This is a genomic window from Streptomyces dioscori, from assembly GCF_003024195.1.
GTDB classification, from domain to species: domain Bacteria; phylum Actinomycetota; class Actinomycetes; order Streptomycetales; family Streptomycetaceae; genus Streptomyces; species Streptomyces dioscori.
The window spans coordinates 110,146-126,466 of record NZ_KZ679057.1 but is presented as its reverse complement, the minus strand read 5'-3'; the positions used below and the strand labels follow the sequence as shown (position 1 = coordinate 126,466).

The 16,321-nt window shown below is 71.2% G+C and carries 12 protein-coding genes and 1 pseudogene; 5 read left to right on the top strand and 8 right to left on the bottom strand.

What is annotated here, in order from left to right:
* The first annotated feature begins 406 nt into the window (after nucleotides 1-406).
* Complete coding sequence (locus C6Y14_RS44685) at nucleotides 407-580, top strand: hypothetical protein (protein ID WP_169801958.1); 174 nt, start codon at nucleotides 407-409, stop codon at nucleotides 578-580.
* A 118-nt stretch (nucleotides 581-698) separates the two neighbouring features.
* Here the strand turns inward: C6Y14_RS44685 and C6Y14_RS38295 are convergent, their stop codons facing one another.
* Nucleotides 699-1,523 (bottom strand): inositol monophosphatase family protein, encoded by an 825-nt coding sequence (locus C6Y14_RS38295; RefSeq protein ID WP_107021520.1) that lies wholly within the window; start codon nucleotides 1,521-1,523, stop codon nucleotides 699-701.
* Complete coding sequence (locus C6Y14_RS38290) at nucleotides 1,520-2,647, bottom strand: ferrochelatase (protein WP_107021519.1); 1,128 nt, start codon at nucleotides 2,645-2,647, stop codon at nucleotides 1,520-1,522. The genes C6Y14_RS38295 and C6Y14_RS38290 overlap by 4 nt, the downstream gene beginning before the upstream one ends.
* A gap of 163 nt (nucleotides 2,648-2,810) precedes the next feature.
* Here C6Y14_RS38290 and C6Y14_RS38285 point away from each other — a divergent pair, with 163 nt between their 5' ends.
* The 3 genes from C6Y14_RS38285 to sepH all read left to right on the top strand — a co-directional run bounded on the left by C6Y14_RS38285 (nucleotide 2,811) and on the right by sepH (nucleotide 6,894).
* Nucleotides 2,811-4,049, top strand: coding sequence for an MFS transporter (locus C6Y14_RS38285; protein ID WP_107021518.1), 1,239 nt, complete (start codon nucleotides 2,811-2,813; stop codon nucleotides 4,047-4,049).
* On the top strand, nucleotides 4,009-5,328 hold the full coding sequence (locus C6Y14_RS38280; RefSeq protein WP_107021517.1) for a D-arabinono-1,4-lactone oxidase: 1,320 nt from the start codon (nucleotides 4,009-4,011) through the stop codon (nucleotides 5,326-5,328). Before C6Y14_RS38285 ends, C6Y14_RS38280 begins: the two co-directional genes overlap by 41 nt.
* Before the next feature lie 471 nt (nucleotides 5,329-5,799).
* Nucleotides 5,800-6,894, top strand: a complete 1,095-nt coding sequence (gene sepH, locus C6Y14_RS38275) for a septation protein SepH (RefSeq protein ID WP_107021516.1) — start codon at nucleotides 5,800-5,802, stop codon at nucleotides 6,892-6,894.
* A 287-nt stretch (nucleotides 6,895-7,181) separates the two neighbouring features.
* Here sepH and C6Y14_RS38270 read toward each other — a convergent pair whose 3' ends face one another.
* Nucleotides 7,182-8,009, bottom strand: a complete 828-nt coding sequence (locus C6Y14_RS38270) for a sulfurtransferase (RefSeq protein ID WP_107021515.1) — start codon at nucleotides 8,007-8,009, stop codon at nucleotides 7,182-7,184.
* Nucleotides 8,010-8,322: 313 nt separating this feature from the next.
* Between C6Y14_RS38270 and C6Y14_RS38265 the strand changes: the two genes are divergently transcribed.
* Nucleotides 8,323-9,117, top strand: a complete 795-nt coding sequence (locus C6Y14_RS38265; protein ID WP_107021514.1) for a VOC family protein — start codon at nucleotides 8,323-8,325, stop codon at nucleotides 9,115-9,117.
* Between the two features lie 864 nt (nucleotides 9,118-9,981).
* Here the strand turns inward: C6Y14_RS38265 and C6Y14_RS45960 are convergent.
* From C6Y14_RS45960 to C6Y14_RS38240, 5 genes and pseudogenes are all read right to left on the bottom strand, one after another.
* Nucleotides 9,982-10,355 (bottom strand): annotated as a pseudogene (locus C6Y14_RS45960) (LamG domain protein jellyroll fold domain protein); the annotation flags it as partial.
* A gap of 169 nt (nucleotides 10,356-10,524) precedes the next feature.
* Nucleotides 10,525-11,175: a thymidine kinase gene (locus tag C6Y14_RS38255; RefSeq protein ID WP_107021513.1), complete on the bottom strand. Its 651-nt coding sequence runs from the start codon at nucleotides 11,173-11,175 to the stop codon at nucleotides 10,525-10,527.
* Nucleotides 11,176-11,257: 82 nt separating this feature from the next.
* Nucleotides 11,258-12,445 (bottom strand): alkaline phosphatase family protein, encoded by a 1,188-nt coding sequence (locus tag C6Y14_RS38250; RefSeq protein WP_107021512.1) that lies wholly within the window; start codon nucleotides 12,443-12,445, stop codon nucleotides 11,258-11,260.
* Nucleotides 12,445-13,032: a DUF5998 family protein gene (locus C6Y14_RS38245; protein ID WP_107021511.1), complete on the bottom strand. Its 588-nt coding sequence runs from the start codon at nucleotides 13,030-13,032 to the stop codon at nucleotides 12,445-12,447. Before C6Y14_RS38245 ends, C6Y14_RS38250 begins: the two co-directional genes overlap by 1 nt.
* Before the next feature lie 40 nt (nucleotides 13,033-13,072).
* Nucleotides 13,073-16,120, bottom strand: coding sequence for a bifunctional acetate--CoA ligase family protein/GNAT family N-acetyltransferase (locus C6Y14_RS38240; protein ID WP_107021510.1), 3,048 nt, complete (start codon nucleotides 16,118-16,120; stop codon nucleotides 13,073-13,075).
* Nucleotides 16,121-16,321 lie beyond the last annotated feature (201 nt).

Below are 16,321 nucleotides of genomic sequence, written 5' to 3'. Positions count from 1 at the left end.
CCGCCCGCGCGGCGACTTCTCGGCGCACACGGGCGGGGTCCGATGGGGTCCTCCCGCTCGAACGCAGCCGAGAGCAGGGAGGGTGGGACTCCATCCTGCCCTTTTCGGCCATAAGTCGGCTGTAAGACGGGTTCAGGAGCGGGGAATGCCAGATTTTCTCGGGAGGTTGAGGTTTCCGTGAAAGGGAGCGAGGGGAGGACGGCTTTACACCCCGCGATCACGCTCTGCTCGTGCCGCACCACCCGGCGGTACGTCATGGTCCGCTTCCGCAGAGCGGGCGTGGGTGTCCGGCACTGACGCCGCCCGGCTGGGCAGCGCCGGGCATCCCTGGAGACGTGATCGCCCCTTCCGAACGGCACACCCCCGTGCCATCACCGACCCACGACCCAGGACGAGGGGGCGCAGCATGGACGCATTCACCGCAGGACTTCTGCAGCGCATAAGGGCGACCGAGTCCGACCTGACGATGGCTCGCGAGACCGGCGACGACTTCCTCGCGGAGGTCGAGCAGGCGGAACTCGACGACCTGCACCGCCTTGCCGCGGAGCACGGTGTGCAGGTCGGCGTGTCACACGTCTGACCCATTTCGTGACAGGAGCGGGGCCCCGGCAGATCCAGCCCGGGGCCCCGCTCGGTCGTGCGTCACGCGGTGCGGGTCGCGGTGACAGGTCACGTCACGCGGTACCGGCCGCGCGGTGTCAGTCGTGCCAGGCGCCGAGTTCGTCGAGCCGGGACTGGAGGGTCTCGAAGAGGCCGGGCGGGGCCGCGACGGTCAGGTCGGTCGACAGGGGCTCTCCGGGGCGTCCGCCGGTCAGCGCGCCCGCCTCCCGGGCGATCAGGTCGCCCGCGGCGTAGTCCCAGGGGTTGAGTCCCCTCTCGTAGTACGCGTCCAGACGGCCCGTCGCCACGTCGCACAGGTCGATGGCCGCCGATCCGCCGCGGCGGATGTCGCGGACCTGGGCGATCAGCTGCCCGACCACCTCGGCCTGCCGGGTCCTGCGGTCCGCGAGATAGCCGAAGCCGGTGCCGACGAGGGCCAGCCCGAGGTCGGGGGCGGGCCGCACGCGCGCGGGGCGGTCGCCGACGAAGGCGCCGCCGCCCAGGACGGCCCGGTAGGTCTCCGCGCGCATCGGGGCGTGCACGACCCCGACGAGCGTCTCGCCGTCCTTGCGGGCCGCGATGGACACGGCCCAACTGGGTAGCCCGTACAGATAGTTGACCGTACCGTCGATCGGGTCGATCACCCACTGGACGCCGCTGCTGCCCTTGATGTCGGCGCCCTCCTCCCCCAGTACGCCGTCGTCCGGCCTGGCGTCGGCCAGCAGACCGGTGATCAGTTTCTCGGAGGCGATGTCCATCTCGGTGACGACGTCGACGGCGCTGGACTTGGTCGCCGCCACACCCAGGTCGTCGGGGCGGCCGTCCCTCAGGAAGGCGCCCGCCCGGTGGGCCGCGTCGAGCGCGATCTCCAGCAGCTCGGCCTTCAGCTCGTCGTTCGCTGTGGCGGTCACGGGGCTCCTCATACGTACGGGCTGTCGGCGCCCGCGGCGGCGGGCTTGGGGGCGCGGGCCGGGCAGCAGCCCGCGGGGCAGAGGTCGTGGCTCGGGCCGAGAGCGCCGAGGGCGCAGGGCGAAACGTCTCTGCCGTTCTCGGTCGCGGCCCGCTCCACGACGAGGTCGCGGATCGCGGCGGTGAACCGCGGGTCGGCGCCCACGGTGGCCGAGCGGCGCACCGGCAGCCCCAGCTCCGCGGCCTTCGCCGTGGCCTCCGTGTCGAGGTCGTACAGGACCTCCATGTGGTCCGAGACGAACCCGATGGGCGCCATCACGACCGCGGGGACGCCGGCCGTGTGCAGCTCCTCCAGGTGGTCGCAGATGTCCGGCTCCAGCCACGGGATGTGCGGGGCTCCCGAGCGCGACTGGTAGACGAGCCGCCAGGGGTGCTCGGTCCCGGTCCGCTCGCGCACGGCGTCGGCGACGAGCCGGGCTACGTCCAGGTGCTGCCGTACGTACGCCCCGCCGTCGCCGTGGCCCTCCACCGGTCCGGAGGTGTCCGCCGCGGATGTCGGGATCGAGTGCGTCGTGAAGGCGATGTGCGCGCTCGCGCGGACGTCCTCGGGAAGCTCGGCGAGGGACTTCAGCACGCCCTCGGTCATCGGCTCCACGAAGCCGGGGTGGTTGAAGTAGTGGCGGAGCTTGTCGATCCGTGGTGGCCGCAGCCCCTCGCCCTCCAGGGTCGCCAGGGCCCCGGCCAGGTCCTCGCGGTACTGCCGGCAGCCCGAGTACGAGGCGTACGCGCTCGTGGCCAGCACCAGGACGCGGCGGCGGCCGTCGGCGGTCATCTCCCGCAGGGTGTCGGTCAGGTACGGGCCCCAGTTCCGGTTGCCCCAGTACACGGGCAGGTCCAGGCCGTGCTCCGCGAAGTCCTTGCGCAGGGCGTCCAGCAGGGCGCGGTTCTGGTCGTTGATCGGGCTGACCCCGCCGAACAGGAAGTAGTGCTGCCCCACCTCCTTGAGGCGTTCCTTGGGGATGCCCCGGCCCCGGGTCACGTTCTCCAGGAACGGGACCACTTCGTCGGGGCCCTCGGGGCCGCCGAAGGAGAGCAGGAGCAGGGCGTCGTAGGGAGTGGCATCGAGCGCGTCTCGCATACCTCGATCCTGCCACCCGCCTCCGACAGCCGGGCATCGGCGGGGGGCCGAACGGCAGGTGGACGCGGTGGCCGGGGACGTCCCCGGATGGGTTAGGGTCACCTGGCTCGTAAGCTGTATTCGTCGGATTCACGCCTTACCGGACCCTCACCGGAGACCACCCGTGCTCAGCCCCTACCGCGCCCTGTTCGCGGCACCCGGCTCCAGGAGTTTCACCGCCGCGGGCCTCCTCGGCCGGATGCCGCTGTCGATGATGGGCATCGGCGTGGTCACGATGATCTCCCAGGTCACCGGGCGGTACGGGCTCGCGGGCGCCCTCTCGGCGACGATCGCGCTGTCCGCGGCGGTGCTCGGGCCCCAGATCTCCCGTCTGGTGGACCGGTACGGGCAGCGGCGGGTACTGCGGCCCGCCACCCTGTTCGCGCTCACCGCGTCCGCCGGGCTCCTGCTGACCACCCACTTCGACGGGCCGGACTGGGTGCTGTTCCTCTGTTCGGCCGGCATCGGCTGCGTACCGAGCGTCGGCGCGATGACCAGGGCGCGCTGGGCACTCATCTACCGGGGCAGGCCCGAACTCCACACCGCGTACGCCTTCGAGTCCGTCATCGACGAGATCTGCTTCATCTTCGGGCCGATCATCTCCATCGGCCTGTGCACGGTGTGGTTCCCGGAGGCCGGGCCACTGCTCGCGGCCCTCTTCCTGGCGGCCGGCGTCTTCTGGCTGACGTCCCAGCGCGCCACCGAGCCGCCTCCGCATCCCCGCGGCCACCACACGGGCGGCTCGGCGCTGCGCTCCGCCGGACTGCAGGTCCTGGTGGCCACCTTCGTGGCGACCGGCGCGATCTTCGGCGCGGTCGACGTGGTCACCGTGGCCTTCGCCGACGAGGAGGGCCACAAGGGCGCGGCGAGCGTCGTCCTGGCCGTCTACGCGGCCGGCTCCTGCGTGGCCGGGGCCGTCTTCGGGCTGCTGCGCTTCTCGGGGGCGCCCGCCCGCAGGTGGGTACTGGGCATCTGCGCCATGGCCGTGAGTATGATCCCTCTGCTACTGGTCGGAAACTTGCCGTTCCTGGCTGTGGCGCTGTTCGTTGCGGGCCTGTCCATCGCACCGACGATGATCACGACGATGGCCCTCGTCGAACTGCACGTACCACGCGCGAAACTGACCGAGGGCATGACATGGGTGAGCACCGGGCTCGCGGTCGGGGTAGCGCTCGGTTCCTCCCTGTCCGGCTGGGTGATCGACGCAGCCGGGGCGCGGGCCGGGTACGGGGTCCCGGTCGCGGCCGGGGCTGTCGCGGTCGCGGTGGGTTTCCTCGGGTATCGCCGGCTCAGCAGGCCGGTTCCGCAGCGGGGAGGAACCCATGAGAAGCACAGTGAGCGCGAAGAGCGGCACCTGGCGTAACTGGGCCGGGAACGTCACCGCCCGGCCGGCCCGGGAGGTCACTCCCGCCTCCGTCGAGGAACTCTCCGCCGCCGTGCGCCAAGCCGCCGAGGACGGACTCAGAGTCAAGGCCGTCGGTACGGGCCACTCCTTCACCGCGGCGGCGGCGACCGACGGCGTACTGATCCGCCCTCAGCTGTTGACCGGCATCCGCCGGATCGACCGTGACAACGGCACCGTCACCGTGGAGGCCGGCACACCGCTCAAGCGCCTCAACCTCGCCCTGGCCCGCGAGGGCCTGTCGCTCACGAACATGGGCGACATCATGGAGCAGACGGTGTCGGGCGCGACCAGCACCGGCACGCACGGCACCGGCCGCGACTCCGCCTCGATCGCCGCCCAGATCGCGGGACTTGAACTGGTGACCGCCGACGGCTCGGTCCTCTCCTGCTCCGAGAAGGAGAACCCCGAGGTCTTCGCGGCGGCCCGGATCGGAATAGGCGCCCTGGGGATCATCACCGCGATCACCTTCTCCGTAGAGCCCCTTTTCCTCCTCTCCGCGCGCGAGGAGCCGATGAGCTTCGACGAAGTGACAGGTTCGTTCGACGAACTGTTCACGGAGAACGAGCACTTCGAGTTCTACTGGTTCCCCCACACCGGCAACTGCAACACCAAGCGCAACAACCGCAGCGTGGGCCCGGAGAAGCCGGTCGGTACCGTCCGCGGCCTGTACGAGGACGAGTTCCTCTCGAACGGGGTCTTCCAGGCGGCCAACTACGTGGGCCGGGCCGTCCCCGCCACGATCCCCTCGATCGCCCGGATCTCCAGCCGCGCCCTGTCCGCGCGCACCTACACCGACATTCCCTACAAGGTCTTCACTTCTCCGCGCCGGGTGCGTTTCACGGAGATGGAATACGCGGTTCCGCGAGCCGCCCTGGTCGAGGCACTGCGCGAACTGAAGGCCATGGTCGACCGTTCGCCTCTGCGCATCAGCTTCCCGGTGGAGGTGCGAACGGCCCCCGCGGACGACATCACCCTCTCCACCGCGTCCGGCCGGGACAGCGCGTACATCGCGGTCCACATGTTCAGGGGGACGCCGTACCAGGCGTACTTCAGCGCCGCCGAGCGGATCTTCACCGCGCACGAGGGCCGTCCCCACTGGGGCAAGGTGCACACCCGTGACGCGGAGTACTTCGCCGATGTCTATCCGCGCTTCGGCGAGTTCACCGCCCTGCGGGACGACCTCGACCCGGAACGGCGCTTCGGCAACGACTACTTGCGGCGGATCCTGGGCGACTGACGGCCCGGACAGACCACGAGCAGCCGTCGCGCCGACCGGTTGCCCGAGCACAGGACGTACGGTCGAAGCGACTCACTCCACATCCGGCGATCATGTGAAGAACCAGTCTCATCATGATCACGAGAATGTCACCCCGGGCGGCCAACTCCCGCCTCCGGACAGAAGTTCGGTGGCGTGCCGATCCACGCAAGTGGCCCGAATGGAGTACTGTTGCGAGCCCTGGGACCGGACGCACGCCAGGGTGTCCGGAGCCGTACAGGACCGCCGAGAGGGGGCCCGTTGCACAGGGTGATGAGGGTCGTCACTTAGCGTTGCGAATAGGTAACCGTGCCATAACGGCGAGTTCGGGCCACCGTCCGACACGCCGGGCAACTCGGCAAGGTTGTGGCAGGCTGCACCCGGGCAGGCCACACTCGACTAGCGGAAGCAGCGACGCACGTGACGTCGGCAGGCACCACCCGGGAGGTCCCCATGCCCGAACTGCGTGTCGTGGCCGTCTCCAACGACGGCACACGGCTGGTGCTGAAGGCTGCGGACAGCACGGAGTACACGCTTCCGATTGACGAGCGTCTACGCGCCGCCGTACGCGGCGACCGTCCCCGCCTCGGCCAGATCGAGATCGAGGTGGAGAGCCATCTCCGCCCCCGAGACATCCAGGCACGCATACGCGCGGGAGCATCCGCCGAAGAGGTCGCCCAGCTCGCCGGAATCCCCGTCGACCGGGTGCGCCGCTTCGAGGGACCCGTCCTCGCCGAACGTGCCTTCATGGCGGAGCGGGCCCGCAAGACGCCCGTCCGCCGCCCCGGCGAGACGACCGGCCCCCAGCTCGGCGAGGCCGTGCAGGAGCGCCTGCTGCACCGCGGCGCCGACAAGGAGACCGTCCAGTGGGACTCCTGGCGCCGCGACGACGGCACCTGGGAGGTGCTGCTCGTCTACCGCGTGGCGAGCGAACCGCACTCCGCGAGCTGGACGTACGACCCGCCCCGGCGGCTCGTCCAGGCCGTCGACGACGAGGCGCGCTCGCTGATCGGCGAGTCCGACGACCTCGGCACCGCCGAACCCAGCTTTCCGTTCGTCCCGCGTATCGCGCGGCTGCCCCGCGACCGTCCGCTGGACCGCGCCTTGGACCGGCAGATCGAGCGGCCGAGCCTGCCGCCGTCGTCCGAACCGGACATCGAGGAGGGCGTCAGCGAGCGTGAGCGTGACTCGCTGACCAGCCTCCTGGAGGCGGTGCCCAGCTTCCGCGGCGACATGGTCGTGCCCGAGCGGCCCTCGGCAGGACCCGCCGTCTCGACGGCCTCCGCGACCTCGGCCACGGAACGCTCCGCGGCGGAGGAACAGCCCGTCCCGGAGTCGGAGGTGGAGGAGCCGCCGGCTCCTGCGGCCTCGGCCGGTTCGGCCTACGCGGACGTGCTCATGCCGCGCTCGGTGGCCAGCCACCGCGACCGGCTCGTCGGCGCCACCGACCGGCAGGCCGAGGCGGACGGCGTCCGTCCGGGACGCAGAGCGGCCGTGCCGAGCTGGGACGAGATCGTCTTCGGGACGCGACGCAAGAAGCAGGACTAGGAAGTGGCGAAGTGACAGGGGCTCGCACCGTCTCGGTGCGAGCCCTCTGCTTTCCCGATCACCCTTCCTCACCGGCCCGGCCTTCCTCACCGTTCCGGCCTTCCTTACGGGTCCAGGTGCTTCTACGGATCCGACGTTCCTTGCGGGTCCGGCTGCTCCTGGGGGTCCGATGTTCCTTGCGGGTCCGACGTTCTTCACAGGGCCGGCTGCTTCTACGGAGCCGACGTTCCTTGCGGGTTCGCCCTTTCGTGTCGGCTCGTTCGCCGGTGCCCCCGGCGCCCCCGGTGCTACTGCGGATCGGGGCCGGTAGCGACCGGGCGCCCCTCGTCCCGCGACCACTCCGACCAGGACCCCACGTACAGCGCCGCCGGGATGCCCGCGACCGCCAGCGCGAGGACCTCGTGCGCGCCCGAGACGCCCGAGCCGCAGTAGACGCCGACCTCGGAAGAACCGTCGGCGCCCAGGGACGCGAAGCGCTCGGCGAGTTCGGCGGGCGGCAGGAAGCGACCGGATTCGGCCACATTCGCGGTGGTCGGCGCCGAGACCGCGCCGGGGATGTGGCCGCCGACCCGGTCGATCGGCTCGACGTCGCCGCGATAGCGCTCGGCGGCCCGGGCGTCGAGCAGCAGACCCGTGCGGGCCAACGCCGCGGCGCCGTCGGCGTCGAGCAGGGACACCTTCCCCGGAGCCGGTACGAAGGTGCCGGCGGCCGGAGCGGCAGGGCCGCTCTCGACCGGACCGCTCCAGGCCGCGAGGCCGCCGTCAAGCACACGCACCGACGGGTGACCCGTCCAGCGCAACAGCCACCAGGCCCGCGCGGCGGCCCAGCCGAGCCCTCCGTCGTACACGATGACGTCACGGTCCGCGGAGACCCCGGCCGCGCGCATGGCCTCGGCGAAGACCTCCGGGTCCGGCAGCGGGTGGCGGCCCGCCGCGCCCGCGGGACCGGCGAGTTCGGTGTCGAGGTCCACGTAGACGGCCCCCGGAATGTGCGCCTCCTCGTAGGCGTGGCGCAGGTTCGGGCCGCCCAGCTGCCAGCGGATGTCCAGCACGACCGGCGGGTTCGGCCCCGTCAGGTCGCTCGCGAGTCGGGATGCGGAGATGATGGCGTTCATGGCCACCATCCTCGCGCACGGGGTGGCCACTTCGTCCAGGTCCGGCTACTGTGCTCCGCCGGGCAGACCCGACCACTCGGCGTGCAGGAACGGGCACACGCTGTACGGCCGATGGACATGCTCAGGCAATCGCGGGGAAACGGATGGGCAACAGGAATGCGGGCATCCTCGCGCCGTGGGCCGTCCGGCCGTGGCGCGGCCGACCGCCGGTGGTGCGACCATCGGCACCGGGCGCCGCGCTCAAGGACGGCGACAGGCCCGGTTCGACAGCGGAAGTGAAGCGGCCCCGCGAGGCGCCGAGGAGAGGGTGACGATGACCGAGGCACGGGAGTCGGCCGGCCTGAACGGCTCTGCGTACACGCCCGGCACGCCCTGCTGGGTGAGTCTGATGGTGCACGGGATGGCCGCGACCCAGGAGTTCTACGGGGAACTGTTCGGCTGGGAGTTCCAGCCCGGTCCGCAGCAGCTGGGGGCCTATGTACGGGCGCAGCTGGACGGACAGGAGGTGGCGGGCATCGGCCAGCTCCCACCGGACCGCCATCTGCCCGTGGCGTGGACGCCCTACCTCGCCTCGGACGACGTGGACCTGACGGCGGAGACGGTCCGGCACTGCGGCGGCACGGTCGGCGTCGGCCCGCTGGTCGCCGACAACGCCGGGCGCCTGGCGATCGCCTCGGACCCCTCGGGTGCCGTGTTCGGCGTCTGGCAGGCGGCGGCCCATCTCGGTGCGGGCATCGCCGGGGTGCCCGGGACCCCCACCTGGAACGAGCTCGTCACCCGTGAGTCCGCGGGTGTCGCCAAGTTCTACGAGACGGTCTTCGGCTACGAGGAGGAGCCCGTCGTCTCCGCCGACTCCGACTACGTCACCCTGCACATCAAGGGCCGCCCGGTGGCCGGAATCCACGGCGTCGGCAACGCCCTACCCCGCGACCGGGGCGCCCACTGGATGACGTACTTCGAGGTCGTCGACGTGGACGCGGCGGTGGCCCTGGTCGTCGAACTCGGCGGCCACGTCCTCAAGCCGGCCCACGACAGCCCGTACGGCCGGATCGCCATGGTGGCGGACCTGGAGGGCGCGGCGTTCTCACTGGTACGGACCAGCCGCTGAGCCGAGCGCGTACGCGGCGGCGCCGGGCCCTTGGGGGCCGGGCTGCCATGTGCCGGGCCCGCACTGCCGGGCCGCGGTGTCCGCAGAGAACACGTCGGCACTACGCGCCCTCCAAGGAGACCTCTTGGAACGGCTCCTGCCCGTCAGGCGGCCCTACTTTCCACAGAGAAAGCCTCCAACCAGTTCGGCGTCCGCAATCGTCGAGCAGAATCCGGTATTGATATTTCATATCAACTCGCCCAATTGAAAAGGCCAGTGGACGCCATAGAGCAAAGAACATTTGATGGTATGCCCCATGACACGGCGAACAGAAGTCACAACAAGCACGGAACCGAGCCACAAACCAAGGGGAACGACGAGCCACGCAAGACCTGCGACAAACAGTACGACAAGACACACTGCCAGCCATGCGAGGATTCCGTACCAGGCATCACGCAGCACCTCCTTCCACCCCACACGCAGTCCCGACTCCGCACGGTCGGTCAGGTAGCCCAGGTAGATGTGGTCAAGTGTTCCGCACCGGGAATCATTCACCGTCGCCCTCACAGCGCGAGCTCCCATTGCCTCGTGAACGTTGTACAGCACAGGCAGTGATCCCACCATGTTCCGCTTGGCGAAGAATGATGCGTATTCATCGTTGGCACCCTTCAGTATCCCACCGCCTGCACCACGCCCTCACAGAGCCCCGGCCGCTATTCTCCTCGCCTCACTCTTGGCCGTTCGGGTAAGAAATTGAATGGCGCCGCGTTCGCGTTCTTCGTCGGTCGCATCCGCCGTGTGAGCACCGAGCCCTGCCACGAAGACCGCTTCCGCTCCGGCCAGGAATACGCCGCCTTCACAGACCACTGTCGCGATGCACACGGCACTGGACGGGCTCAGGTCGCCGTTGCCAGTCGTGGTGTCCGACCAGGTGCTGTCACTGTTCTTGTGGTCGAGGTCGTGATAGGCGCGCAGCTGTGCGTCCTTCTCGCCTCCGGCCGCGGTCTGTGCCGTCGCGGTCAGGGCCGGGGTCGGGTCGGGTCGGGTCGGGTCGGAGACGATCGTCGGGTTCGACTCGGTCGTTGCACACACCGTGCCCGAGCCGGTCATCAGGCCGATGCCGGTGGGCTTGGCCGGCAGGCCCGCGACGTCCACCCCGCCGGCACGGCGTCGTTCTTGAACCGCTTCCAGGCACTGGTGTCGCTCTCGTCGTGCGCCCGGACCTCCAGCGTGAGCCGGGAGAACGCGCCCGCCGCGAATCTCCCCCATCAGACCGACTGAAGGGGACAGTGATGCGCTCGGTCGCACTCTGGGGGCGCTTCCACAAGAGCCTCGCGCCCGCCGGCGGGCCTCTTCCACGTCTTGGCCTGTTGGGAGCTGGCACCACGTCAGGCAAACGGTTCGCGTCAGCGGCCCGGCCCACACGCCTCAGTCGGAGGCCACCGGCAGCACGTCGGGCGAGAGCGCGCCGGCATGGGCGGATGCGCTCGTCATACGGCGACGATGGTGGCGTCGGCACAACACCTCGTAGCCGACCTCCGCAGCCGGATGGTTCACATCGCCGACGACGATCTGCTCGCCCTCCACGACCATCTCACCACCCACGGTGCGGGCGTTGTGCGTGGCGCGGGCGCCGCACCAGCACATCGCCTCCACCTGGAGTGCCTCTATCCGGTCCGCCAGCTCGATCAGCCGCTGCGAGCCAGGGAAGAGCCTGGCCCGGAAGTCGGTCGTGATACCGAAGGCGAAAACGTCGAGCTCCAGGTCGTCCACGACCCGCGCCAACTGGTCGACCTGCTCCGACGCCAGGAACTGCGCCTCATCCACGATCAGATAGTCGACCCTGTCGCCCTGCGACATACGACCCACGACATAGGAGTACAGATCCATCTCCGGTGCCGCCTCAACGGCATCCGTCACCAAGCCGAGCCGCGAGGAGAGCTTTCCCTCTCCCGCCCGATCATCACGTGTGAAGATCACGCCTTGCAGACCTCGTGCGGACCGATTGTAGATTCGCTGCAGAGCCAGCGTCGACTTCCCGCAGTCCATGGTTCCGGAGAAGAACACCAGCTCGGGCATGGGGAGTCGAGCACCTTTCAGCAGGGACGAGGCAGCGGTGAAGTCAGGAGTGGGCAGGTGATGAAGCCCGGCGGGCGGAGGGTCAGGAACGCACTTCCAGCAGTGGAATGTGTTGTTCCGCCGGGGTCATCGAGCCGTGGTTGCCGACCATCAGCGACTCCTTCGGCTCCCGCTCGGACGCGGTGATCAGCACGTCGTCCCGGGCGGCCGCGACCACGTCGCCGATGCGCGCGTACACCCGTTCGTCGACGTGCGGGCCGAACCAGCCCGCCGCGATCGCCTCGTCGCGCGAGGCCACCCAGAACTGCTCGCCGAGCACCTCGCGCCAGCAGGTCAGGACGTCCGACTCGGCTCCCGGGACCGCGTACACATGCCGGGCGCGGCCCTCGCCGCCGAGGAGGGCGACGCCCGCGCGCAGCTCCCAGTCCTCGTCGAAGTCGATCCGGTGCTGCTCGTCGAAGGGGACGTCGATCATGCCGTGGTCGGCCGTGACGTACAGGGCCGCGCGCGGCGGCAGTTGCTCGGCCAGGCGCTGGACCAGCCGGTCCACGTACATGAGCTGTCCGCGCCAGGCGTCGGAGTCGATGCCGAAGCGGTGTCCCTTGCCGTCGACCTCGGCGTAGTACGTGTAGACCAGCGAGCGGTCCCCCGCGGCCAGTTGCTCGGCCGCCATGTCCATGCGGTCCTCGCCGGTCAGCCGGCCGTGGAACGTGCCGCCGCTGAGCGCGATCTTGGTCAGGGGGGTGTTCTGGAAGTGCGGGGCCGACACCTGGGCCGTGTGCACGCCCGCCGCGTCGGCCAGCTGGAACACCGTGGGGTACGGCTGCCACTTGCCCGGCTTGGTCCAGGGGATCCAGCGGAGCTGGTTCATCAGCTCGCCGGTCTCCGGGTTCCGCACGGTGTAGCCGGGCAGTCCGTGGGCTCCCGGAGGCAGGCCCGTGCCGACCGAGGCCAGCGAGGTGGCGGTGGTCGCGGGATAGCCCGCCGTGATCGGCCGGCCGGTGCCGCCGCGCGAGCTGCCCAGCAGGGAGCTCATGAACGGGGCCTCGTCCGGGTGTGCCTTCAGCTGTTCCCAGCCGAGGCCGTCGATCAGGAAGACGCAGTTCCGGTCGGCGGGGCTCAGTTCGCCGAGCGAGGCGGTCATGTCCGGTACGTCCATGCCCGCGGCCAGGGTGGGCAGGAGGTCGGCGAGCGACCCCGTTCCGTACTCGGGCACGGGCGCGGATTCGACGGTGAGCGGTTCCGGATCGTCCCAGACTTGCTGGGACATCAGCGGGTGACGTCCGCGGTCGCCTCGGAGAGCGACTGCGCGAAGGCGAGCGTCTGACGCACGGCGTCCGGCCCGTCGCCGGCCTCACTGACGCGCAGGCTCAGGTCGTCGGCCGTCGAGCTGCCGGTGTAGCCGTGGTCCGCCTCGCAGTTGGAGTCGCCGCAGGCCGCGGGCTCCAGGTCGATACGGGCGACCGCGCCCCAGCCGATGGTGAGGACGACCTCGCGCGGCAGGGTCCCCACCACGTACTTCTCGGGGTTCGCCACGACCCGGCTGAGCACGACGGACGAGATCCGGCCAAGCTTCACGGACTCGGTGGACGTCGTCGCGTACGGCGTGGGCGACGTGCTGTCCGCCGCCTGCTCGTCGGTGTGGCTCACGATGAAACGGTTACCCGTGAGAACGAGCACCGTCACATGCCGACGCACCTCGTTCGCGTCGAACGTCGTCTCCTGGTGGACCAGATACGACCGGATGGGCTCGCCCCCTACCGCGGCCTCCACCGCCTCGGCCACGAGGGCCGGGTAGTAGCCGCTGCGCTCGATCGCCGCTCGCAGCCCCTGGGTCGTCGTACTGGTCTTGGCCATACGTCCATTCTACGGGGGCGCACTGACTGCGAGGCACCGCTCAGTACACAGGAAGGGTGCGGGGGCCGAGGTCGTCGCGGGCGGGCGGCGGCGCGAGCCGTACGGAGGCGCCGAGCACGCTCAGCCCGCGCGGGGCGACGACGACCGGTTCCAGGGACACGGAGACGACCTCCGGGTGGTCGTCGACGAGTCGTGACAGGCGCAGCAACAGTTCCTCCAGTGCCGCGACGTCCGCCGGGGCCGAGCCGCGCCAGCCGAAGAGGAGGGGTGCGGTCCGGATGGAGCGGACCAGCGAGGCGGCGTCTCGGTCGGTGACCGGAATCAGTCGGTGCGCGGTGTCTCCGAGCAGTTCGGACGCGGCTCCGGCGAGCCCGAAGGAGAGCACCGCTCCGGCGGCCGGGTCGATGACCGCCCGTACGACCGTGTCGACACCGCGCGGTGCCATGGCCTGTACCACCGGGCGCAGTTCCTCGGGCTCCCCGAAGAGGCTGGTCAATTCGGCGTACGCGCGCCGCAGTTGTTCCTCGTCCGCCAGGTCGAGGCGGACGCCACCCAGGTCGGCGCGGTGCCGCAGATGGGGGGCGGTGGTCTTCAGCGCCACGGGGTAGCCGAGGGACTCCGCCGCGGCGACGGCCTCCCCGGGTGTGGGCGCGGGCAGGGCGCGGCGGACGTCGATGCCGTACCGGGCGAGGAGGGCGCAGGTGTCGTCGGGGCCGAGGGTGAGCGCGCCCTCGGCCGGGCCGCCCGCTTCCGTCGCAGGCACCACCGCACCCGGCTCCGTCGTAGGCATCACCGCGCCCGGCTCCGTCTGTCCCGCACCCGGTTCCGTCCGTCCCGCGTCCGGCGCTGTTGCGGTGGTGCTGCCCTCGCCGTCGACCAGAAGGCGGCTGATCCGGTCGGCCGCGCCCTTCTCGTCGATGTCCTCGTACTCGGGCACCCGGCCCGGATCGGCGGACTCCTGCCGCCACTGGCCGTACTTCACCGCTTCCGCGAGCGCGCGCACGGCCCGCTCGGCGGCGGGGTAGGCGGGGATGAGCCGGGAGTCCGCCTCGGCGCTCTCCACCGGCTCGGGGAGGACGGGAGCGGCTTGCGGGGCGGGGCCGGCTGCTGCTGACGCGGTGCCGCCCGGGGTGGTGGCATCCGGTGTGGCGCCGACCGATGTGGTGGCATCCGCTGTGGCGCCGTCCGGTGGGGTGCCGACCGATGCGGCGCCTCCGGTCGGTGCGGTGCTGGCGGCCGCGGACAGGGCCTCCGCGAGTCCGCCCAGCTCCACGTGCACCACGAGGACCGGCTTGGCGGGAGCCGCCGCCGAGGCCGACCGGAGGGCCTCCGCCAGCGCGGCGTCCGCCGCGGAGCGCTCGCCCACCGCCGGAATGGCCGTGACCACGACGGCGTCGCAGGCGTCGTCGGCCAGGGCGTGCGCCAGCGCGGCCCGGAAGTCCTCGGCGGAGGCGCCCGTCGTCAGGTCGCGGGGCGGCAGCGGTTGCAGCCCCTGGGCGAGACACGCGTCGTACGTCAGCAGTCCGAGCGACTCGGAGTTCCCGAGGATGGCCACCCTCGGGCCCGTGGGCAGCGGCTGGCGTGCCAGCAGCAGCCCCGCGTCGACCAGCTCCGTGATCGTGTCCACCCGGATGACCCCGGCCTGCCGCAGCAGGGCGGACACCGTGGCGTGCGGCAGCCGGGTGGCCCGTACCGCGTGCCCCTGGGGCGCGGCTCCGCCGTGCCGCGCGCCCTGGACGACGACCAGCGGCTTGGCCGCTGCCGTACGCCGGGCGAGGCGGGTGAACTTCCGCGGATTGCCGATCGATTCGAGGTACATGAGCGCGACGTCGGTGTCCGGGTCGTCGTACCAGTACTGAAGGACGTCGTTGCCGGACACGTCGGCGCGGTTGCCGGAGGAGACGAAGGTCGACACGCCCGTCACCCCGGTGACCCCGCCGCCGCGCCGGTGCAGCCGGGACAGCAGCGCGATCCCGATGGCCCCGGACTGGGCGAACAGGCCGATGCGTCCGGTGCGTGGCATCTCCGGTGCGAGCGAGGCGTTGAGCCGGGTCCGGGGGGAGGTGTTGATGACTCCGAAGGCGTTCGGCCCGATCAGCCGCATTCCGTACGTCCGCACCTGGCGTACGAGCTCGCGCTGGCGTTCCCTGCCCTCGGGGCCGCTCTCGGCGTACCCCGCGGAGACCACGACGAGCCCCTGCACCCCGTGCTCGCCGCACTCCGCGACCGCTTCGGGGACCCGCTCGGCCGGGACGGCGATCACCGCGAGGTCGACGGGCTCGCCGATGTCGCGCACGGAGCGGTAAGCCGGGACGCCGGCCAGCTCCTTCTCCTGAAGTGCGCCGTTCACCGCGTACAGGCGCCCGGTGAAGCCCGCGTCGCGCAGGTTGTCCAGGATGCTGCGGCCCACTCCCCCAGGTGTGCGGCCCGCGCCGACGACCGCGACGGAGCCGGGTGCCAGGAGCCGGGCCACGGAACGCGCCTCGGCCCGCTGCTCCCGCGCGCGCTGCACGGCGAGCGAACGGTCGGTGGGCTCCAGGTCGAACTCCAGGCGTACGACGCCGTCCTCGAAGCTGCGCTTCTGCTGGTACCCGGCGTCCGTGAAGACTTTGATCATCTTGGTGTTGGCGGGCAGCACCTCGGCGGCGAAGCGGCGGATGCCGCGCTCACGGGCGACGGCCGCGACATGTTCGAGCAGGGCGGAGGCCACGCCGCGGCCCTGGTGGGCGTCCTGGACGAGGAAGGCGACCTCCGCCTCGTCCGCGGGGGCGGAGGCGGGCCGGCCGTCCGCGGCGATGCGGTCGTACCGTACGGTGGCGATGAATTCGCCGCCGACGGTCGCCGCGAGTCCCACCCGGTCCACGAAGTCGTGGTGGGTGAAGCGGTGGACGTCCTTGGCGGACAGACGCGGGTACGGCGCGAAGAAGCGGTAGTACTTCGACTCGGCGGACACCTGCTCGTAGAAGCTGACGAGGCGGTCCGCGTCGTCGGCCGTGATGGGCCGGACGCGCGCGGTGCCGCCGTCGCGCAGCACGACGTCGGCCTCCCAGTGAGCGGGGTACTCGTGCCGGTCCGTCGGGGTCTGCATGGGGCCCAGAGTACGACTCGGGTACGACAACGGCGGGTTCGCGTAGGGCGGGGACCCGGGGCAGTCTTGGGCACCCGGGGCTGTTCTGGGGCCGGGGGCAGCCTTGAGGGTCAGGGGCAGCCTTGCGGGCTGGAGCCGGTCCGGGCGCGCACCCCGCGCCCGGTCCGGGCGCGCACCCCGCGCAAGGCACGCCTCACTGTT